We start from the raw sequence: 20,071 nt of genomic DNA on the forward strand, positions 1-20,071 counted from the left end.
TGAGAGGCGCCGCACGCGCGCAACAGTCGAAGGAGTACCGTCTTGGCTGTCACCATCACCTCCCTTGTCCTTGTCCTTATCGGTCTGGTTCTTGGCGGCGGCGGCATCCGGCTCGTGATGCTGGGCGGCAGCTGGTACTACGCAATTACCGGTCTCGCCTTCTTGATCGCCGCCTGGCTCATCTTCCGCCGCAGATCGACGGGGCTCTGGCTCTATGCGGCGATCGTGCTCGCCTCGCTGTGCTGGGCAGTGTGGGAAACCGGCTTCGACTGGTGGCAGCTCGGCCCGCGCGGCGGCATCATTGTCCTCGTCGCGCTCTGGCTGCTGACGCCGTGGGCCAGACGGGGGTTTACCGGTCCCGACGGACGCGCCCCTCTCATCCTGGCGGTGCTCGCCTCGCTTGCGGTGGCCGGTTATTCGATGACCGTCGATGCCATGGATATCGACGGCACACTCGGTACCGACAAGGTGACGCCAACGGCCAATCTCGGCGGCGATATGCCGGCCGGCGAATGGCATTCCTACGGCCGCACGCCATTTGGCCAGCGCTATTCGCCGCTCGACCAGGTCACGCCGGACAATGTCGCCAAGCTGCAGGCGGCCTGGACCTACCGCACCGGCGATGTGAAAGGCCCCGACGATATCGAGGAGACAACCTACCAGGTAACGCCGCTGAAAGTGGGTGACGCGCTCTTCATCTGCACGCCGCACAATTTCGCCATCGCCATCGATGCCGCGACCGGCAAGGAGAAATGGCGCTACGATCCGAAGGTGAAGGCCGACCCCAACCGCCAGCATCAGACCTGCCGAGGCGTGTCCTACTACGCCGATCCGAAGATCGCGGCCGGGCAACCCTGCGCCGGACGCATCTATCTGCCGACCTCCGATGCCAGGCTGATCGCGCTTGACGCGGCCAACGGCCAGGTGTGTTCGTCCTTTGCCGAAGGCGGCACGCTCAACCTCATGGCCAACATGCCCTATCCGAAGTCGGGCTACTACTATTCCACCTCGGCGCCGCTGATCGTCGCCGGCAAGATCATCGTCGGCGGCGCGGTCAACGACAATTATTCGACCGAGGAGCCGTCCGGCGTGATCCGCGCCTATGATGCCGGCACCGGCGCTTTGCTGTGGAACTGGGACTCCGGCAATCCGGACCAGACGGCGCCGCTGCCGGCGGGGCAAAAATACACGAACAACTCGCCGAACATGTGGTCGACGGCGAGTGCCGACGAGAAGCTCGGCTTGCTCTACCTGCCGCTCGGCAACCAGACACCGGACCAGCTCGGCATGGGCCGCAGCGCCAATGTCGAGAAATTCTCCTCCTCGATCACGGCGCTCGACCTCAACACCGGAAAAGTGCGCTGGGTTCGCCAGCTCGTGCATCACGATCTGTGGGACATGGACGTGCCGGCCCAGCCGACGCTGGTCGACATCACCTCGGCCAGCGGCGCGATCGTGCCGGCGCTGGTTGGGCCGACCAAGCAGGGCGACCTCTATGTGCTTGATCGGAGCACCGGCGAGCCGATCATCCCGGTGAAGGAAATGCCGGCGCCGGGCGGCGCGATCGAAGGCGACCATGCCTCGCCGACACAGCCGGAATCCGGGCTTTCATTCAATCCCAAGCGGCTGACCGGCGCGGACATGTGGGGCATCACCATGTTCGACCAGTTGGCATGCCGGATCGCGCTCAGGAAATTGCGCTACGAGGGGCGCTACACGCCGCCCTCGCTGCAGGGCTCGCTGATCTATCCCGGCAATTTCGGCGTCTTCAACTGGGGCGGCGTCGCCGTCGATCCGGTGCGGCAAGTGATGTTCGGCATGCCGACCTATCTTGCCTTCACGTCCAAGCTCATTCCACGCGCCGACGTGCCGCCGCCGAGTGACAACACCAAAGGCAGCGAGCAGGGGCTGAACCAGAACGAAGGCGCGCCCTACGCGGTGATGATGAAACCGTTCCTGTCGCCGCTCGGCATTCCCTGCCAGGCGCCGCCCTGGGGCTATGTCGCCGGCGTCGACCTCAGGACCGGCCAGATCGCCTACAGGCATCGCAACGGCACCGTCTACGACATGACGCCGCTGCCTCTGCCGTTCAAGGTCGGCGTTCCGGGCATCGGCGGGCCGATGATCACCGCCGGCGGCGTGGCCTTCCTTGGAGCCGCGGTTGACGACTATCTGCGCGCCTACGATCTCACCACCGGCAGGCAGCTCTGGCGGGCAAGGCTTCCGGCGGGCGGGCAGTCGACACCGATGACCTACACGGTCGCCGACGGACGGCAGTTCGTGGTCATCGTTGCCGGCGGCCACGGCTCGGTCGGCACCAAGCCGGGCGATTATGTGATGGCCTACACGCTGCCCAAGTAGATGGGCGATGTTCAGGTGATGCCTGACCTGACTCTCGGCGCATCTGTCGCATAGGCAACAGCCCGCAGTCGCCTTCCCTGGCCGAACCGCTTCAGAGTCCGAGATGGCTCCTCAGGCTGGGCACCTGGCCGAGCACCTGATTGGTGAGATCCGGGCCGGCGGCTGCTTCAGCCTGCCTGATCAAGGTCTCGCCGGCCTGACGGATCTGCGCCATGTCGAGGCCGGACTCTTTCAGCGCGGCGATGCCGTTGATCAGCGCGCCGGCCTTTTCGCCGAGCACGCCGCCAAGCGCGCCCTGCAGCGACGACAGCAAGCCACCGCCCGAATTTGCGGCAGCTCCGGCGCCCATCACATCGTACTGCCGGGCCAGCGCATCGGCGCCGGGGATCTGGGCGAAGAAGGACGAAACGCTGGTGCCTTCCGCTTCGTGCTCGAGCACGGAGAAGACGGTGCCGACGACCTTCTCCGTGGTCGCTTGGTCCAACCCTGCCTTTTGCGAAACGCTGTTGACGATGTCCTGGACGTTCATGGCATTTCCCCTCTCGTTTCCGGACCCTCTTCATGACCGGGCCAGGCTTAGCCGCATCGGCAGCTTCCCTTCCCAATGTGACAGCACCATCAAGGCTTTCGGAAATGACCAAAATGTGATGGGCGCCTTGGGCATCACCGCGGTGACGGGCACGTTCCCATTCAACGAACGGTTCCGGGCAAGATCGTCGCCCGTCCGTGACTGGACCATGCGAGCCTCAACCCTATCTTGCGCGGCAAACAGCCGTCGAGGAGAGCCATGACCGAACCTGTTGCCAAGCCTGTCATCACCCAGGCGATGATCGATGCCTATGACGAGTACACGCACCTGACCCTCGACCGGCGGCGCTTCATGGAGCAGCTAACCCGGCTCGCCGGATCGGGCGCGGCGGCAGCCGCGATCGCGCCGATGCTGGCGGCCAATTCCGCCAGGGCAGCGATCGTCGCTGAGGACGATCCGAGGGTGAAGGGTGAGGACATCACCTATCCGGGCAGCAGCGGCGAGATGAAGGGCTATCTGGTCAAGCCGGCGAACCAGTCCGGCAAGCCGGGGGCGGTTATCGTCGTCCATGAGAACCGGGGGCTCAACCCGCATATCCGCGATGTCGCCCGGCGCGTGGCGCTGGAAGGCTTCGTCGCGCTGGCGCCTGATTTCCTGTCGCCACTCGGCGGCACGCCCGCCGACGAGGACAAGGCGCGCGACATGTTCACCAAGCTCGAGGCTGCCCAAGTCGCGGCCGACGGCGTGGCGACGGTCGCCTATCTCAAGGGTGACAAGGACGGCAACGGCAAGGTCGGCGCCGTCGGCTTCTGCTGGGGCGGCGGCACGGTGAACGCGCTCGCCGTTCGCTCACCGGACCTCAGCGCCGGCGTCGCCTATTACGGCATGCAGCCGAAGGCCGAGGATGTGCCGAAGATCAAGGCGGCGCTGCTGCTGCACTATGCCGGGCTGGACGAACGCATCGACGCCGGCATCGAGGCTTACAAGAAGGCGCTCGATGCCGCGCATGTCGACTATAAGGTCTATATCTACGACGGCGTCAATCACGCCTTCAACAACGACACCTCGGCCGCGCGCTATGACAAGAAGGCGGCCGACCTCGCTTGGGGAAGGACCATTGCTTTCCTTAAGGAGAAGCTGGCCTGACCTGAATCTGAACGCAGCACCGTCGGCGGATTACGCCCGCGCCGGCTTATGCATGGCGACGCCCGCCACGACCAGCGCGATGCCGAGGCAATCGGTGAGGCTGGGAACCTGCCTGAGCACGATGACGCCGATCAGCGTCGCGGTGAGGGGTAAGAGCGAAAGCATCAGGGCGAAGCTTGCGCGCGGTAGCCGCGCCATGGCGAGCTGGTCGCAGATATAGGGGATGACCGAGGAGCAGACGCCGACGCCGATGGCGGCGATCAGCAGTTGCGGCGCCAAGAAGGCGGGCAGTGCCTCGCTGAAGCCGATGGGCAATACGACCAGGAAAGCGATCGCCATAGCCGTGCCGAGGCCGGCTATGCCAATGCCGGTCTGGGCGACGCGGTGGCCGATGACGATATAGCCGACGAACAGAGCGCCGTTGAGGAAGGCCCAGAACAGGCCGACGGGATCGCTCGACCATTTTATGTCGATCAGCAGCAGGGTGCCGGCGACGGCGATGCCGAGCGCCGCGAAATTGCGCCGGCTCCGCAAGCCGACCAGCGCGACGCCGATGGTGCCGACAAACTCGATCGCGGCGACCAGCGAGATCGGCAGTCGGTCGAGAGCCAGATAGAACGCGCAGTTCATCACAGCCAGGCAGGCGCCGAAGGCCAACAGCAGGAGCCGTGCTGAGCGATCGACGCGGGCGAAGACCGTCCATGGCCTTGTGAGTGGCGCGAAGATGAGTGCGGCCGTGGCGATGCGCAGCCAGGCCATGCCAAGCACGCCGACCTGAGCGAACAGCAGCACGGCGAAGGCCGGCCCGAGATAGTGGAAGACGGCGCTGACGCAGAACCAGACATGCGGCGGCAGCGTATTGGCCAGCCTTATGAGGACAGGGCGGCCGGTGTCGCCGGCGATCCGTTTTGCGGTCGGAACTTGCGCTTGAGATTTCATGCGCTCATTATCGCAGGCGAAACCTGCACTTCATATGGAAGAGGAAAGGCGACTTGGCCCTTCTCTAGCCATTAAGAAAGAGAATTTCCGTGAAACGCCTTCGAAATGAAAATGCCGACCTGGATGCGTCGGACCTGAAGATCCTGCGGCTCCTGGAAAAGGATGCGCGCACCAGCACGGCGGAACTGGCACGTGCCGTCGGGCTCTCGGCGCCGAGCGTGGCCGAACGTATCCGCAAGCTGCAGGAGAACGGCGTGATCGAGGCCTATACGGTGAGGATCAATCCGGCGGCGCTCGGCATGAAGCTATCCGCATGGCTCAGAATCAGGCCGGTGCCCGGGCAACTTGCCGTCGTGACTGAGATCATCCGCGACCTGCCGGAAATTGCGCTGTGCGACCGGGTGACCGGCGAAGATTGCTTCATCGCGCTGGCGCATGTCGGCTCGGTGGCCGAGCTGGAACGGGTGATCGACCGGATCATCCCCTATGCGATGACCAACACTGCCATCATCCAGTCGTCGCCGGTCGAGCCGCGCTCGTTGCTCGACGGTCTAAAGGGGTAAAGCGCGTCGCGATCTTTCAGATTCGCACCATACGCTTTAGGTTTTTGATTTTACGCATGTCTTTATCCCGAAACCGGTTCCCACTTTCGGGAGACATGCGTTAAAGGAACGGTGGGGCTCAAACGTGGCCGCGCTTCATGCGCGCCTGCCTCAGGATCGCGCGCCAGCGGATCATGTCGAAGGGAATTGGCTCGTTGTTGTTGGCGATGTGGAAGATCTCGTTGTCGACGTTCTTCAGCGATCGCCAGAAATCATAGTCGGTGATGCGCGGATCGGCCGCCAACCGCTCCACCTCGACCTTGATGTCGGTTTTCATGCACTGTCCTCGCGCCGCATTCCGCCTGCCGCCCGCGCGTAACCCGGTACGGCGGTTTTCGAACGTGCCGCTGAGTCGTTCAACAGGTTCAATCGGCTTGTTCAGTTTAAAACCTCGGTAAGGTTAACGCGGGCGCGCCGGTTTTCAAGCGCTCTTGCGTTTGATGCCGATCGAGCGGCCGGCACGTTCCGGCATCGGCAGCGAGGCGTGGGCAGCGCGCATGGCTTCGACCTGCGCCATCACATCGGCGGGGAAGGGGGCGACCTTCGGCCCGGCCATATCGACATGCAGCGCAAGCTGCTCGGACGTCGCGGCCAGCCAGCCGTCGACATGGCGGATCTCCTGATAGGCCCTCAGCCGCTTCTCGTCATGGTCGATGAGCTGGAACGAGACCTTCACTTTGTGGTCGAGATGCAGCTCCTGCACATAGCAGACATGAACTTCGGCCGTGTAGATGGTAAGACGGCGTTCCTTGGCATAGTTCGGCCCCATGCCCATCAATTCGAAGGCTTCGTCCGAGCAGCGGTCGAACAGCACGTTGTAGAAGGCCATGTTGAGATGGCCGTTATAGTCGATCCAATCCTTCTCGATCGCCATCGGCTTGGAAATGATAGGCGCGGGCATCGTCATTCGGTTTTCCTCGATCGTCGCTGGACAGGGCGTGGCTGGTGAGGTTCTCTTCGTTCTGGCGCAATTCCGGACGGAAAACCGCTTCACACTTTTCCTGGAATTGCTTTAGGCATCATCCATAGCTGCATGGCAAGAGTGGCCGCTGGTCCATTCGCGGAGGAATTCATGGCTTTGAGCGACCTCAACCCCGTCGAGCGCAACGAGGAAGGCATCGCCGCGGTGCTCGGCATCCTGAAGCAGCAGTTCGGCGAGCGGTTCCAGACCGGCGAGGCGATCCGCAGCCAGCATGCGCATACCACCACATACATTCCCACCCAGGCGCCGGACGGCGTCGTCTTCGCCGAAACCACTCCGGAAGTGCAGGAGATCGTGCGCGCCTGCGCCGCGCACCGCGTGCCGGTCATCGCCTTCGGCGTCGGCTCGTCGCTCGAGGGCCACACCAATGCGCCGGGCGGCGGCATCTCGATCGACACCTCGCGCATGAACCGCATCCTTTCGGTCAATCCGCAGGATCTCGATTGCACGGTCGAGCCCGGGGTGACGCGTGAGGACCTCAACCGGCATTTGCGCGATACGGGCCTGTTCTTCCCGATCGATCCAGGCGCCAACGCCTCGCTCGGCGGCATGGCGGCGACGCGCGCCTCCGGCACCAATGCCGTCCGCTACGGCACGATGCGCGAGAACGTGCTGTCGCTGACGGCGGTCATGGCAGACGGTGAAGTGTTGACGACCGGCAAGCGGGCGAAGAAGAGCTCGGCCGGCTACGACCTGACGCGGCTTCTGGTCGGCTCGGAAGGCACGCTCGGCATCATCACGTCGCTGACGCTCAGGCTGCAGGGCATTCCGCAAGCGATCTCCGGCGGCGTCTGTCCTTTTCCGACTCTTGAGGCAGCCTGCAACACGGTGATTGCGACCATCCAGATGGGCATCCCGGTGGCGCGCATCGAACTGGTCAACGCGCTACAGATGCGGGCGATGAAGAATTATTCGAAACTCGACTACCCGGAGAGCCCGTGCCTGTTCGTCGAATTCCACGGCAGCGACGCAGGCGTCGCCGAACAGGCCGAGACCTTCGGCATGATCGCCGAGGAGCAGGGCGGCGGACCGTTCCTGTGGACCAGCGTCGCCGAGGAGCGAACGAAGCTCTGGAAGGCGCGGCACGACGCCTATTGGTCGTCGCTGACGCTGCGTCCCGGCGCCAAGGGGCTTTCGACCGATGTCTGCGTGCCGATCTCGCGGCTTGCTGAATGCGTCACGGAAACCGAGGCCGATATTGCCGAAATGGGGCTGATCGCGCCGATCGTCGGCCATGCCGGCGACGGCAATTTCCATGTGCTGGTGCTGATGGATGTCGACAACCCGCAAGAGATCGCGCTTGCCGAGAAGTTCGTCGCGAGGCTCAACATGCGCGCCATCGCCATGGAAGGAACCTGCACCGGCGAGCACGGCATCGGCCAAGGCAAGGTCGGCTTCCTGCGCCACGAGCTCGGCCACGGCGTCGATGTTATGCGTACGATCAAGCAGGCGCTCGATCCGCTGAACATCATGAACCCGGGCAAGATCTTGCCGAGAGCCGGGTGACTAGCCCGCCAGCGCTACTCCTACGCCCCCTCGGCTAGCTTTTGCAGCATAGGCCGCGTCGGGGCGAAGAAGGTCGTGCCGGTATGCGGCGTGGAGAAGTCGAGCAGGCGGTCGTAGGCGCCCGGCGGCTCGCCGACATACATGCGCTGCAGCATTTTTTCGATCACCCACAGATAGCGGGTGTAACCGATAAAGTAGGTTCCGAACTCCTTCTGCCCCGGCCGGCCGAACGGCATGTTGTCGCGCAATATGTCGTATTCGTTGCCGGCGTCGTCCTCGATCGTGGCCAGCGACTTGTGCGATTTGCGCGGCTTGTCATCGTCATCGATCTCGACATTGTCGATCTTGGTGCGGCCGATGATCTCCTCCTGGAGGTGCGTCGGCGTTTCCGCCCAGGCGTTGAGATCGTGCAGGTATTTCTGGACGACGACATAGCTGCCGCCGGCGAAATCAGCGTCCTCGTCGCCGACAAGGGCGGAAGCTGGCAGGTCGAGACCGGTCGGATTGGCCGTACCGTCGACGAAGCCGAGCAGGTCGCGCGCATCGAAGTAGCGAAAGCCGGTTACCTCGTCGACGACGGTGACGCTGCCGCCCAGGCGGTCCAGCAGGATGCGCTCGAACTCGAAGCACATGTCGGCACGTTCGGCACGGATGTGGAACAGGAGATCGCCCGGCGTCGACGGCGCCGAATGGACCGGTCCGTTGACCGGCGCAAAGGTTTTCAGCTCGCGCGGCCGCCCGTCCGGGGAAAGACGCGCCCAGAGATCGGCGCCGATGCCGGCAATACACGACAACCGGCCGGACAGGTCGCGAAAGCCGACATTCTTGGCGAGATCGTCAAGTGCGCTGAGCGCCGAGGCCACCTTGGAGAGGGCTGCATGATCGCTGCCGACCGTGACGACGAGGAAAATCGCGGAGAGCGACAGTGGAGCATCCACGCTCTGGGCGTCGATCGGCACCCTGTCCCAGTTCCTGCCTGACATCGGGAATGCTCCGCGTTTGAGGATATGATTCAGATGATCGCGGCCGGGCATGACCGCTTGAGGCAGAGTGTGCCCCAAGACGATATCGCGATCGCGCGCGGCCGCGCAACAGCGGACGCTGCCTTTCATTGCGCGCCGACACCGGCGAATTGCCTCTTTATCGACACGCGGATGCGGGTAGAGTGCGGCTGACTTTCAACCTTACGCCCTGGGGCAATGCTCGCACGCCTGTTCGTGATCTTCGGTGGCCTGTTCGTGCTGGTGCTGTGCGCGGCGCTGGTGGTGCCGTATTTCATCGACTGGACCAGCTATCGTGCCGATTTCGAGCGCGAGGCGAGCACCATCCTCGGCCGCAAGGTGACGGTGAAGGGCGATGCCACCGCGCGGCTGCTGCCGTTCCCGTCGGTGACCTTCTCGAATGTCGAGGTCGCCGGTGGCCCTGGCGGCCAGCCAGCGATGACGGTCGAGACCTTCTCGATGGATGCGGAGCTGGCGCCGTTCCTGCGCGGAGAGCTGCTGATCTTCGACATGCGGCTTGTGCATCCGAAAGCGACCATCGACGTTGCCGGCGACGGCACTGTCGACTGGGCGATCCGGCCATCGACGCCTTTCGACCCCAACCAGATCGCGATCGAGAAGCTGACGGTGACCGAAGGGCAGGTCGAACTGCGCCATGCCGCCGGCGGGCGGAGCCACCTGATTACCGAGATCGACTCGACGATTTCCGCCAAGTCGCTCGCCGGCCCATGGCGGATGGATGGCACGCTGCGTTTCGATGGCATGCGTACGGAGGTCTCGGCCTCCACCGGCAAGGTGGAGCCGGACGGCCAGATGCGGCTCAGGCTGAAGGCCGATCCGGACGCCTATCCGCTGGTGGTCGAGACCGACGGCAATGCCGGCATCGTCAAGGGCGCGGCCGTCTATTCCGGCCAATTCAAGATTTCGGGTGCCGACAGAAATTCGGCCGAGCTGCGCGGCACCGACGGCGAGCCGGTCAAGGTCAGCGCCGGCAAGCCCGATCCGGGCTTCCGGCTGAACGGCAAGTTCGCGCTCGACCACCAGAAGCTCGGTGTCGACGAGTTCCGCTTCGAGACCGGGCCGCTCGACAATCCCTATACCGCCGACGGCAAGGCCTCGGTCGATCTCGGTCTCAAGCCGCATTTCTCGATCGAGGCGAGCGGCGCGCAGGTGCAGTTCGACGAAGCCGTCGGCGGGGCCGCTGGAGCCGGGCTGACGCTCGATCAGCGCATTGCGGCCTTCGAGCAGACGCTGCAGCATATGCCGAAGCCGACGATCCCGGGCACGGTCGAGGTCAGGCTGCCGGCGGTGGTGGCGGGCGACACGACGGTGCGCGACGTGCGGCTCTCGGCCGAGCCGGCCGAGGGCGGCTGGTCGGTGAAGTCGCTTGCCGCGACACTGCCCGGCCGCGCGAAGCTGGAGGCCAATGGCTTGCTGAGTGTCGAGGACCATTTCGGCTTCACGGGCTCGTTGCTGCTTGCCGTCGGACAGCCTTCCGGCTTCGCCGCCTGGCTGTCGAAGGATGTCGACGAGGCGATCCGCCGGCTGCCGGCGGCTGGTTTCAAGGCCAAGGTCGATCTCAGCGAGAACCGGCAGTCCTTCAGCGATCTCGAGCTCATCCTCGGCAAGGCGAAATTCTCGGGCCGCATCGATTCCAGCCAGCCCGACGGCGCAAGGCCCTCGGTGCTGATGCAGCTGAAAGGCGGCGAGCTGGATGTCGACGGGCTGGCGGCCTTCGCCTCGATCTTCGTCAGCGACAAGGGCGCCAACCGCTTCTCCGACCGCGACCTCGATTTCCAGATCAAGGCAGGCCCGGTCAGCGCCGGGGGGCTGACGGCCGACACAGTGGATACGGCGTTGAGGCTCCGGCAGGGCCTGCTCGAGATCGACCGGCTTTCAGTCGGCGGGCTCGCCGGAGCATCGATCAGCGCCACCGGCCGAATCAAGGATTTCCCGAAAAGCCCGACCGGCAAGCTCGACGCTTCGGTCGTCGCCGTCGATCTCAAGCCGCTGATCGATGTCGCGGCGCAGCATTATCCGGACAATCAGGTTCTGAAGGGCCTGGCCGCCCGTGCGGCCGCTTATCCCGAACTGTTCCAGGATGCCCGCATCGACCTGGTGACGAGTGCCGCCGACAACGGTGACGGCAGCACGGGGCTCGCTCTCTCCGCGCAAGGCAAGGCCGGCGGCTCCGCCTTCTCGGCTTCGCTCTCGGGCAGGGGAACGCCGGATCGGCTTCTCGATGCGCCGGTATCGCTTACCTTCAACGCTCGCAACCAGAATGCCGCCACGCTGCTTGCGCTCTACGGCCTGCCGGCGCTGCCGCTCGGCATGCTTGGACAGGCGACGACCGATGTCACGGCGAAAGGCTCGGTGGCCGGCGGCCTAGTGACCAGCTTCAACCTGACGGCGGACGATTTCAGGGTGAGCTTTGACGGGACGGTCGCCGAGACACAGCAGGGCGCCACCGCGAAGGGCAAGGTCAATCTCGACGCTGCCGATATCGAGCCGTGGCTGATGACGACAGGCGTCGGGCTACCCGGCATGGGCACCGGCACCTCGACCTCGCTCGCCGCCGATGCCGACTTCGGCAATGGGCTTCTGGTGCTGAGTGGGCTGAGCGGCGCCATCAACAAGGCGGCGGTGTCCGGCGACGTCAATGTCGACATGAAGGACGGGCTGCCGCATCTCGCCGGCGCGCTGGCGCTCGACGAGCTCGATCTCGATCCGCTGGTAGTCTCGCTGTTCGGGGACCAGTCCTTCAGTTCCGCCAAAAGAGGCTGGCCAACCGCGCCGTTCAGCCAGAAGTCGACCCTGCCGTTCAGCGCCGATCTGGACCTCAACACGGCTGCTCTTGCCGCCGGGCCGTTCGCTACCGCGCATGACGCAGCCCTGTCGCTGAAGCTGGACGGGGAGGGCATTCATGTCTCCGACCTCCAGGCCAAGCTCTATGGCGGCGCGCTGACCGGCCTGTTCGAGCTCAAAAACACGGAAGGCACCGGCCTGTTTTCGGGACAGTTGAAGCTGGCCGGCGGCGATCTGTCCGCCGTGCTGCCGGGCGCCGGCGTCAGCGGCAGCGGCGACATTTCGGCGGCGCTGTCGACCAGCGGCAAGTCAGTCGATGCGATGATCGCCGCTTTGTCCGGATCCGGCACGGCGGCGCTGAAAGGATTGACCATTGCCGGCATCAATCCCGATGCCTTTGCGCCCATCATCGCCAAGGCCGATACGATCGGACGCGACATCGATGCTGCCAAGACCGCGGGCTTCGCGCCGCAGATTGCTAGTGATGGCAGTTTCCCAGCCGGCTATACGGAGATCGCCTTCACTGTCGCCAACGGCACGCTGCGGGCGCCGCCGATCAGCCTCAACAGCCCGGCGGCGACGCTGTCGGCCGACGTCACCGCCGACCTCAGTGCGGTTAAGGTGACCGCCAAGGGCGCGATCAGCTATCGTCCCGGCGACGAGGCGCTGATCGGCTCTGAACCGGCGGTAAATTTCAGCCTCGCCGGTCCGCTCGGTGCGACGGCGCCGCAGTTCGACAGCGGTCCGCTGGCGCAGTTCCTGACCCAGCGTGCCCTGGAGAAGGAACAGCAGCGGGTCGAGGCGATGCAGGCGGAACTGCTCGAGAAGCAGAGGCTGCGGCGCGAGGTGCGCTATTACGCGGCGCTGCAGATCGAGCGCGAGCGGGCGGCGGAGGAACTGCGCCGGCAGGAGGAAGAGGCACGGCAGAAGGCCGAGGCTGAAGCGAGGGCGAAAGCCGAGGCCGAGGCGCAGGCAAAGGCAGAGGCCGAAGCGAAGGCCGAGGCGGAAGCGCAAGCCAAAGCAGAACAGGAAGCGAAAGCCAAGGCCGAAGAAGAGGCGAGAGCGAAGGCTGAGGCTGACGCCAAGGCTCAGGCCGACGCGCGCGCCAAAGCAGAGGCGGATGCGAAAGCCAAGGCCGAAGAGGAGGCGAGGGCGAAGGCTGAGGCTGACGCCAAGGCTCAGGCCGAGGCCGAAGCGCGCGCCAAAGCTGAAGCGGATGCTAAAGCCAAGGCGCTGGCCGAAGCGGATCGCAAGAAGGCCGAGCAGGCCAAGCTGGAGGCGGAGCGCAGGGCGACTGAGCGGGCGCCAAAGGTCGACCGGTCGCTTCCCGGCGTCAACGACAATTCCGCTCCTGAGCCGCCGAAACCCAAGGCCAATCCTTTCACGATCCAGAATCTCCTGAAATCGCTAGACGGCGGTTGAGGCTTATCCGCCGACGAGCCCGCAGCTCGGCGCTTGGCTCGCTTGCCTTGTCGCTCAGGACGGCTGCTGACGAAAAAGCAATCGCCGCAGCATCGGCTCGATCCGCGACAGCTCGTCGAGATGCGCGGCCGACAAATCGGCGAGGCGATCGTCGGCGAGAGGGGTGAGCTGCAGCAGAACGCGGCGGTGGTCGGCCTTGTCCTGATCCCTCGTGACTAGCCCGGCCTCGCCGAGGCGGTTCACCAGCTCGACGGCGCTGTGGTGGCGGATGCGCAGCCGCTCCGCCAGATCGCCGACCGCCACCGGCCCGCCGCCGGGATAACCCTTGATCGCCAGCAGCGCCTGGTGCTGGCGCGGCGTCAGCCCGGCCTCGTTTGCCTGAAGCTGGCTGAATTCCAGAAAGCGGCGGATCAGGTAGCGGAACTCGGATAGCCGTTGATAATCGGCCTGACTGATGGCGGGGCGTGGTTTCTTCGGTGGCGTCATTCCCCGACTTATGGACCATTCCGGCGAAAGCTCAACTCCCACGAAAGCTCAGGGCGGCCCGGCGCAAACCGCGATCGAAATGACGTGGAGCAGCGGTCGAAAAACGGCCTTGAAGAATTATATCGTGTTACGATATGTAGCCGACAACCGGACGGCATTGCGCCGCCAGAAAGCTCAGGCTCCTCCGATGAAATCCGCTCACGCCGGAAACGGCCATCTCCGCGACTTCACCACCGATCCGCGCGTGCTCATCATCGCGGCAATCGCGGTGGTGGTGGCGACCGCCGGGCTGTTTGCCGGCATCGTGCTGTTGAAGCTCATCAGGCTCGCAACCAACATCGCCTATTTCGGCCAGTTCACGCTGGCGGAACTGAGGCTCGAGGATACGCCGCTCGGTTATGCCGCCGTGATCGTGCCGGTGATCGGCGCGCTGATCATCGGCCTGATGGCCCGCTTCGGCAGCGAGAAGATCCGCGGCCACGGCATTCCCGAAGCCATCGAGGCAATCCTGCTCGGGCGCTCGCGGCTGGACGCCAAGGTCGCGGTGCTGAAGCCGCTGTCGTCGGCAATTTCAATCGGCACGGGCGGGCCGTTCGGCGCCGAAGGCCCCATCATCATGACCGGTGGCGCCATCGGCTCGCTGATCGCGCAGATGCTGCCGGTCAGCGACAATGAGCGCAAGACGCTATTGGTGGCGGGCGCGGCGGCCGGCATGACGACCGTGTTCGGAACACCGATCGCGGCAATCATGCTCGCCGTCGAGCTGCTCCTATTCGAATGGACGCCGCGAAGCTTCATCCCGGTCGCCGTCGCGGCCGTCGTGGCAGAGGTCGAACGCACCTTGCTGCATCTGCCGGGGCCGATCTTTCCGTTCTCTGGCAGTATGGAGCCGTCGGTCGCCGGATTGGGCGGCTGGGTGCTGGTCGGCATCGCCGCCGGCCTGCTTTCGGGCTTGCTGACGCAATTGGTCTATGCCTGCGAGGACGCCTTCCAGAAGCTGCCCATCCACTGGATGTGGTGGCCGATGATCGGCGGCCTGGTGGTCGGCATCGGCGGGCTGATCGAGCCGCAGGCGCTCGGCGTCGGCTACGACAACATCGCCAACATGCTGGACGGCCGCGTCGTCGCGGCCGCCGCGCTGACGCTTCTGGTGGTAAAGGCCGTCATCTGGTCGGTGGCGCTGGGCTCCGGAACGTCGGGCGGCGTGCTGGCGCCACTGCTGATCATGGGCGGCGCGATGGGAGCGGTTCTGGCCGGCATCCTGCCCGCGGCGACGCCAGGCTTCTGGCCGCTGCTCGCGATGGCCGCGACCATGGGCGGCACCATGCGCGCGCCGCTGACCGCGACTTTCTTCGCGGTCGAGCTCACCGGCAACACACATATGCTGGTGCCGCTGATCGCAGCCTGCGCCGCTGCCCATGCCGTCACTGTGCTGTTGATGAAGCGCTCGATCCTGACTGAAAAGGTGGCGCGGCGCGGACATCACCTCGTGCGTGAGTACCGCGTCGATCCCTTCGCGCTGACCAGGGTGCGCGAGGTGATGACGACCGAGGTCGAGAGCGTGCCGGCAACGATGACGTTGCATGGTGCTGCCGCTTTCCTCACAGCGCCGGACACGCGGCATCCGAGCTTCCCGGTGATCGACGAGGAAGGGCATGTGCTTGGCCTCATCGACCCGCCGGCAATCCTGCGCTGGCGTCGCGCCGGCATGCATCGCAAGACCACGCTCGGCGAATTGCTCGCCGGCAGCAAAGTTACGCTCGCCTATCCGGACGAATATTTGGAAGGGCTTTCCGACAAGCTCCTGCTCGCCAACGTCTCGCACCTGCCGGTCGTCTCGCGCGAGGATGCGCGGCTGGTCGGCTATGTCGGCTGGAAGGACCTGATGCGGGTGCGGTCGAAGAAGCAGGCGGAGGAACGCGACCGTTCCGCCTTGCTCAGCTTCGGCGCCAAGCGCAGAGCGCAGCACAGCGTCGGCGATACTGCGGCGTAAGCCCTTTCAAGACGACTTGTCGCCGCGCTTGGCCCAGGCCAGCACGTAGAGCCTCAGCGCTGAAGAGAGGTTGGCGTCACGAGTCCGGGTTTCGTCGATCTCGGCGACGAGAGCCGCCAGCGAGATCGAGCGCTTCGCCGCGATGGCGAGGAGGTCATCATAGAAAGGCTGCTCCAGAGAAAAGCTGGTGCGGTGGCCGCGGATCGTCACCGAGCGCTTTTCGACCGCGGCCATCGCAGGCGCTCAGCCTTCGCCCGGATCGCCGGGCTTTTCGCGGCGATGGCCGTTCATGAATTTTTCCGTCCTGTCGGACGTTAGCCGGTCACGCTCGCGCTCGGCCTTTGAGCGGCCGTGCAATGCCCGGTTCTCACCGGCCAGGCGTTCCTTCTCGATGCGCGCTTTCTGCTTGCGGGCCCGGCGGAGATTGACGACCTCGCCCATCTTCCCGGTTCACTTCTTGCGAAAGGCGTCGAGCGAAACCACGTCGGCACTCTTGCCGCCTGTGTCGGCGGCGGCCGGCTTCTTATCGGCCTCGGCGGCCTTCTTCTTCGATTCCGGTTTCTTTTCGGGCACGGCCGCAATCGGCTCCGGAGTCTGCGCCGCAGCATCGTCTTCCGCTACGCCTTCCGCCTTGACGTCGAATTCGAGCTCGAAATTCACCGAAGGATCGTAGAAGCCGCGCACGGCGGAGAAGGGGATTTCGAGCTTTTCAGGCACGTCCGAGAAGGAGAGGCCCACCTCGAACCCGGTATCAGTCACCTTGAGGTCCCAATACTGGAACTGGATGACGATGGTCATCTGCTCCGGATAGCGCTCGCGCAGGCGCGAGGAAATGCGCACGCCGGGCGCGCCGGTCAGGAAGGTTATGAAGAAATGATGGTTGCCGGGAAGGCCGGTGCGCGCGACCTCGGCCAGGACCTTGCGCATGACGCCGCGCAACGCCTCCTGGGCCAGAATGTCGTAGCGGATGTGGTCGTCGGCCATGTGATGGTCGGGGTTCCGTTGAATCGTACGCATAGCTGTAATCAAGCTTGAGCGCGGCGTAAACCGCATATAGGTGCCGAACGCTAAGGCTAAGAGGGGTGGCGGCGATTTGACCGCTCAGGCGGGGGCGAGCGCGGCCTGCCTGACGGACGTTGTTTTGTACGAGCCGAAGGCGGCGAGGAAGGTGCGCACGCCGTTGGTCGCGGAGCGCAGCACCTCCTCTTCGGTCGGCATGCCGCCGAGCATGAAGGTTATCTGCAACTCGGCGTTGACCAGGGCGAGGAACTGGCGTGCCGCCACGTCGGGATCGTCGATCGAAAGATGCCCGGCATAGGCGAGGCGCGCGAAGCGGGCGGCCAGCGCCGACCAGGTGCGGCCCGGCCCCTGCTCGCGCCATTCGGCAAAGAGCTCGGGATAGCGCTCGCCTTCGGCCTGGATCAGCTTGCGCAGGAACCGGCCGTCGCGATTGCAGATGCAGTTGCGGTTCATGCGTACGGCAAATGCAATCAGATCGGCCTCGAGATCGATGGGTTGGTCGGGGAAGGTGGCAATGGTGGCGAAGATGCCGGCGTTGCAGCGCTCCGTCAGGTCGCGCACGACGGCCATGAAGAGCTTTTCCTTGTCGCCATGGTGGTTGTAGACGGTCTGGCGCGAAACGCCGGCCTCGGCTGCGATCAGGTCAATATTGGCGCCGGCATAGCCTTCCCGGCAGAAAACAGAAGTAGCAGCGTCGACCACCGATATGCGCTTGGCCTCATGGCTGCGTGGCGGGAAAGTGTCAGGAGAGACGCCGAGCTTCATAAAAAACTATATAGCGGTGATTGACGAATTGGACAAGCCTGTCTAAATTTGTGGACACAACAAAGGGAAATCCGTCGCCGAAAGAGGAATGAATTCGCTCTGAAGAGACGAATGAATTCGCTCTCAGATGTCGGGTTTTCACGGGATGGAACGTCCTTGGGTAGACGCCGGACCACGGCGGCAACCAGATCCGAAAGAAATCCTATCATGAGTCCCAAATTCCTCCGCATCGCGGTCGTGCTCGGCTTGTTGTCCGCAATCGGCCCCTTCGCCATCGACATGTACCTTCCCGCGCTGCCCTCGATCGGGGAGGATCTGCATGCCGGCACCGCCGCCGTGCAGATGAGCCTTTTGATCTTCTTTCTGTCGATGGGCTTCGGCCAGATCGTCGTCGGACCGATCTCCGACATAGTCGGGCGCAAGCTGCCGCTTTATGCCGGCCTTGCGCTGTTCATGGTGGGCGGCGTCGGCTCGGCGATGGCGCCGAATATCGAGTGGTTGATTGCCTTCCGCTTCCTGCAGGGGCTTGGCGCCAGCGCCGGCATGGCGGTGCCGCGCGCCATCGTGCGCGACTTGCACACAGGCAACGAGGCCGCCAAGCTGATGTCGCTTTTGATGCTGGTGTTCTCGGTGTCGCCTATCCTCGCGCCGCTGACCGGCAGCCAGATCATCGAGAGCTTCGGCTGGCGCGCCGTGTTCTGGACGGTCACGGGCGCCGCGGCTTTAGCCACCATCCTGCTCGCCACCTCGCTCAAGGAGACGCGGTCGGTCGAGGAGCGCGCCGACTCATCCTTCGGCACGGCGCTTGCCGGTTACCGCTACCTTATGAGTGACCGCAACTTCCTCGGCCTGACGGCGATCGCCGGCTTCGGCATTGCGAGCTTCTTCGTCTATCTGTCGAGTTCGTCCTTCATCCTGATCGACCATTACGGCCTGTCGCCGTCGGTCTACAGCGTGTTCTTCTCGATCAATGCGGTCGCCTTCATCGGCATGTCGCAGCTGACGGGTATGCTGGCCGACCGCTTCGGTTTGAAGCGGGTCGTGTGGGTGGCCGTCACCGGCTACGCCACGGTGATGGTGGCACTGTTCGCGATCATGGCTTCGGGCGTCGACAGGCTCGACGTAATGGCGGCGCTGCTCTTCGTCGGCTACGGCTTCCTCGGCCTGGTCATCCCGACCACCTCGGTGCTGGCCATGGAAGAACATGGCGAGATCGCCGGCACCGCCTCGGCGCTGATGGGCACGCTGCACTTCGCCATCGGCGCGCTGGCGATGGGTGTCGCTGGTCTCTTCTTCGACGGCACGCCGCTGCCGATGGTCGCCGGCATCACGCTCTGCGCGGTGATTTCCTTCACGCTGGCGAAGGTCACACTCGGCAGGGCGCGGGAAGCGGTCGAAGCGCCTGCCGAGTAACTCACAAAAGATCGGAAAAGGCCGGGTTCGCCCGGCCTTTTTCATGTACGCGTCACGTCGGCTGCATCGAGAATGAAGCGCACACGCTCCTCGCAGGGCAAGGCCGTCCACCTAGTCGCGAATGATGCGGCGTCCGGCCTCGGGCGCGGTTGCAAGGCCCGCGGCCTTCAACGCCTCGATCAGCGTGGTCTTGCCGGAACCGGGAGCACGAAGTTCGGTTGATTTGGGAAAAGAAGCAAAGAAGGGGAAGGTGGAGGTTTCTGTTGCCAGGTACCTCCGAACCCCGCCTAGAAGTGCGAACCTCTAGGGCTTGATTTGAAGCGTTCGCACCGCATTAAGCGGCGAGACGAGCTTCCGCATAGTTGTCGTTGGCAACTATAAGTTTAGCCCGATGACGGTGGTACAATGCCGGGCGAAAGTACGATCTTTACACCTTCGTCGATCCTATTTCGCCCCCAGCAAAAGCCGCTCCCTTTGGAAGAGCGGTTTTTGGTGGAGGCGCCGGGTACCGCCCCCGGGTCCGAACGGCTTATTTCATCGCCTGTTTATCGCCATAGTCGGTCAAGCCGACGAAGCGAATATAGGGAGCGATCTTGGAAAATGAAAGGCCAAACCGGCACTTGTCCCCTGCGCCAAACCGCGCAGCCGAGGGTTGACTTGCGCGCTTACTCAATCGAAGCTCCGCCGGCGATGAGGAGTCTCTGTCATGGCGCACAAGTTGCGCGGCGCGCCACAAGCCTCATCGATCGGATCCGTGGCGCCGACGAGGGGAAGTTCGATGGCCGACTATCTTGCGGATGTGAAGAAATACGATGCCGGCGCCGGCGCCGATGCGGTCGAGAAGATCGTCAAGCATCTGGGTATCGCGCTCAGGAATCGCGATTCCGCGCTGGTCTCCTGCACGGACCCGAAGGAGCTCGAGCGCGTTCGGGAGAACTGGGTGGCCAAGAAGCTTGGCGTCGCCGACGCCAAGAAGGCCGACGCCTCGATCGAGAAGGTCTGCAAGGCGATGGCCGCCGACAACACCAAGAGCCGCGTGACCTTCTACTATCTGGTGGCGAAGGACCTGGGCAAGCTGGCTTCTCTCTAAGACACCGCCAT

General features: G+C 64.3%; 19 protein-coding genes and 1 other RNA gene. 8 read left to right on the top strand and 12 right to left on the bottom strand.

Annotated features, from left to right (window positions below):
- The first annotated feature begins 42 nt into the window (after positions 1-42).
- A complete protein-coding gene (locus RFN28_RS13570; RefSeq protein ID WP_320287836.1) occupies positions 43-2,361 on the top strand; it encodes a glucose/quinate/shikimate family membrane-bound PQQ-dependent dehydrogenase in 2,319 nt (772 codons plus the stop codon).
- Positions 2,362-2,452: 91 nt separating this feature from the next.
- On the opposite strand, the gene RFN28_RS13575 is transcribed toward RFN28_RS13570, so the two are convergent.
- Positions 2,453-2,890, bottom strand: a complete 438-nt coding sequence (locus tag RFN28_RS13575; RefSeq protein WP_320287837.1) for a hypothetical protein — start codon at positions 2,888-2,890, stop codon at positions 2,453-2,455.
- Positions 2,891-3,148: 258 nt separating this feature from the next.
- Here RFN28_RS13575 and RFN28_RS13580 point away from each other — a divergent pair, with 258 nt between their 5' ends.
- Positions 3,149-4,036 (top strand): dienelactone hydrolase family protein, encoded by an 888-nt coding sequence (locus tag RFN28_RS13580; RefSeq protein ID WP_320287838.1) that lies wholly within the window; start codon positions 3,149-3,151, stop codon positions 4,034-4,036.
- Between the two features lie 30 nt (positions 4,037-4,066).
- On the opposite strand, the gene RFN28_RS13585 is transcribed toward RFN28_RS13580, so the two are convergent.
- On the bottom strand, positions 4,067-4,975 hold the full coding sequence (locus RFN28_RS13585) for an EamA family transporter (protein WP_320287839.1): 909 nt from the start codon (positions 4,973-4,975) through the stop codon (positions 4,067-4,069).
- Positions 4,976-5,064: 89 nt separating this feature from the next.
- Between RFN28_RS13585 and RFN28_RS13590 the strand changes: the two genes are divergently transcribed.
- Positions 5,065-5,538, top strand: a complete 474-nt coding sequence (locus tag RFN28_RS13590; RefSeq protein WP_320287840.1) for an Lrp/AsnC family transcriptional regulator — start codon at positions 5,065-5,067, stop codon at positions 5,536-5,538.
- Positions 5,539-5,656: 118 nt separating this feature from the next.
- Here RFN28_RS13590 and RFN28_RS13595 read toward each other — a convergent pair whose 3' ends face one another.
- Positions 5,657-5,854, bottom strand: a complete 198-nt coding sequence (locus tag RFN28_RS13595) for a hypothetical protein (RefSeq protein WP_320287841.1) — start codon at positions 5,852-5,854, stop codon at positions 5,657-5,659.
- A 144-nt stretch (positions 5,855-5,998) separates the two neighbouring features.
- Entirely contained in the window at positions 5,999-6,484 is a 486-nt protein-coding gene (locus RFN28_RS13600) for a thioesterase family protein (protein ID WP_320287842.1), read from the bottom strand.
- A gap of 165 nt (positions 6,485-6,649) precedes the next feature.
- Between RFN28_RS13600 and RFN28_RS13605 the strand changes: the two genes are divergently transcribed.
- Positions 6,650-8,065, top strand: a complete 1,416-nt coding sequence (locus RFN28_RS13605) for an FAD-binding oxidoreductase (RefSeq protein ID WP_320287843.1) — start codon at positions 6,650-6,652, stop codon at positions 8,063-8,065.
- Between the two features lie 20 nt (positions 8,066-8,085).
- Here the strand turns inward: RFN28_RS13605 and RFN28_RS13610 are convergent, their stop codons facing one another.
- A complete protein-coding gene (locus RFN28_RS13610) occupies positions 8,086-9,048 on the bottom strand; it encodes a Dyp-type peroxidase (RefSeq protein WP_320287844.1) in 963 nt (320 codons plus the stop codon).
- A gap of 216 nt (positions 9,049-9,264) precedes the next feature.
- Between RFN28_RS13610 and RFN28_RS13615 the strand changes: the two genes are divergently transcribed.
- Positions 9,265-13,293 (top strand): AsmA family protein, encoded by a 4,029-nt coding sequence (locus RFN28_RS13615; protein WP_320287845.1) that lies wholly within the window; start codon positions 9,265-9,267, stop codon positions 13,291-13,293.
- 54 nt (positions 13,294-13,347) lie between these two features.
- Here RFN28_RS13615 and RFN28_RS13620 read toward each other — a convergent pair whose 3' ends face one another.
- Positions 13,348-13,779 carry a MarR family winged helix-turn-helix transcriptional regulator gene (locus RFN28_RS13620; protein ID WP_320287846.1) on the bottom strand — a complete coding sequence of 144 codons (432 nt, stop codon included), beginning with the start codon at positions 13,777-13,779 and terminating at the stop codon, positions 13,348-13,350.
- Between the two features lie 187 nt (positions 13,780-13,966).
- Here RFN28_RS13620 and RFN28_RS13625 point away from each other — a divergent pair, with 187 nt between their 5' ends.
- Complete coding sequence (locus tag RFN28_RS13625) at positions 13,967-15,772, top strand: chloride channel protein (protein WP_320287847.1); 1,806 nt, start codon at positions 13,967-13,969, stop codon at positions 15,770-15,772.
- Between the two features lie 6 nt (positions 15,773-15,778).
- On the opposite strand, the gene RFN28_RS13630 is transcribed toward RFN28_RS13625, so the two are convergent.
- The 4 genes from RFN28_RS13630 to RFN28_RS13645 form a co-directional block, all read right to left on the bottom strand.
- Positions 15,779-16,006 carry a ribbon-helix-helix domain-containing protein gene (locus RFN28_RS13630; protein ID WP_320287848.1) on the bottom strand — a complete coding sequence of 76 codons (228 nt, stop codon included), beginning with the start codon at positions 16,004-16,006 and terminating at the stop codon, positions 15,779-15,781.
- Between the two features lie 9 nt (positions 16,007-16,015).
- The gene (locus RFN28_RS13635; protein WP_320287849.1) at positions 16,016-16,213 is read right to left on the bottom strand and encodes a DUF4169 family protein; all 198 of its coding nucleotides are present in this window, start codon (positions 16,211-16,213) and stop codon (positions 16,016-16,018) included.
- Between the two features lie 9 nt (positions 16,214-16,222).
- Positions 16,223-16,756, bottom strand: a complete 534-nt coding sequence (locus RFN28_RS13640; RefSeq protein WP_320287850.1) for an SspB family protein — start codon at positions 16,754-16,756, stop codon at positions 16,223-16,225.
- A 117-nt stretch (positions 16,757-16,873) separates the two neighbouring features.
- A complete protein-coding gene (locus tag RFN28_RS13645) occupies positions 16,874-17,557 on the bottom strand; it encodes a TetR/AcrR family transcriptional regulator (RefSeq protein ID WP_320287851.1) in 684 nt (227 codons plus the stop codon).
- 207 nt (positions 17,558-17,764) lie between these two features.
- Here RFN28_RS13645 and RFN28_RS13650 point away from each other — a divergent pair, with 207 nt between their 5' ends.
- Positions 17,765-18,970, top strand: coding sequence for a multidrug effflux MFS transporter (locus RFN28_RS13650; RefSeq protein ID WP_320287852.1), 1,206 nt, complete (start codon positions 17,765-17,767; stop codon positions 18,968-18,970).
- Between the two features lie 111 nt (positions 18,971-19,081).
- Here the strand turns inward: RFN28_RS13650 and RFN28_RS34850 are convergent, their stop codons facing one another.
- On the bottom strand, positions 19,082-19,240 hold the full coding sequence (locus RFN28_RS34850) for an AAA family ATPase (protein ID WP_430677990.1): 159 nt from the start codon (positions 19,238-19,240) through the stop codon (positions 19,082-19,084).
- Positions 19,220-19,580: a transfer-messenger RNA gene (ssrA, locus tag RFN28_RS13660) on the bottom strand. The genes RFN28_RS34850 and ssrA overlap by 21 nt, the downstream gene beginning before the upstream one ends.
- Before the next feature lie 168 nt (positions 19,581-19,748).
- Here ssrA and RFN28_RS13665 point away from each other — a divergent pair.
- Complete coding sequence (locus RFN28_RS13665) at positions 19,749-20,060, top strand: DUF2853 family protein (protein WP_320287853.1); 312 nt, start codon at positions 19,749-19,751, stop codon at positions 20,058-20,060.
- Positions 20,061-20,071 lie beyond the last annotated feature (11 nt).

Origin of the sequence: Mesorhizobium album (assembly GCF_033977205.1) — a bacterium.
Taxonomy (GTDB): Bacteria; Pseudomonadota; Alphaproteobacteria; order Rhizobiales; family Rhizobiaceae; genus Mesorhizobium; species Mesorhizobium album.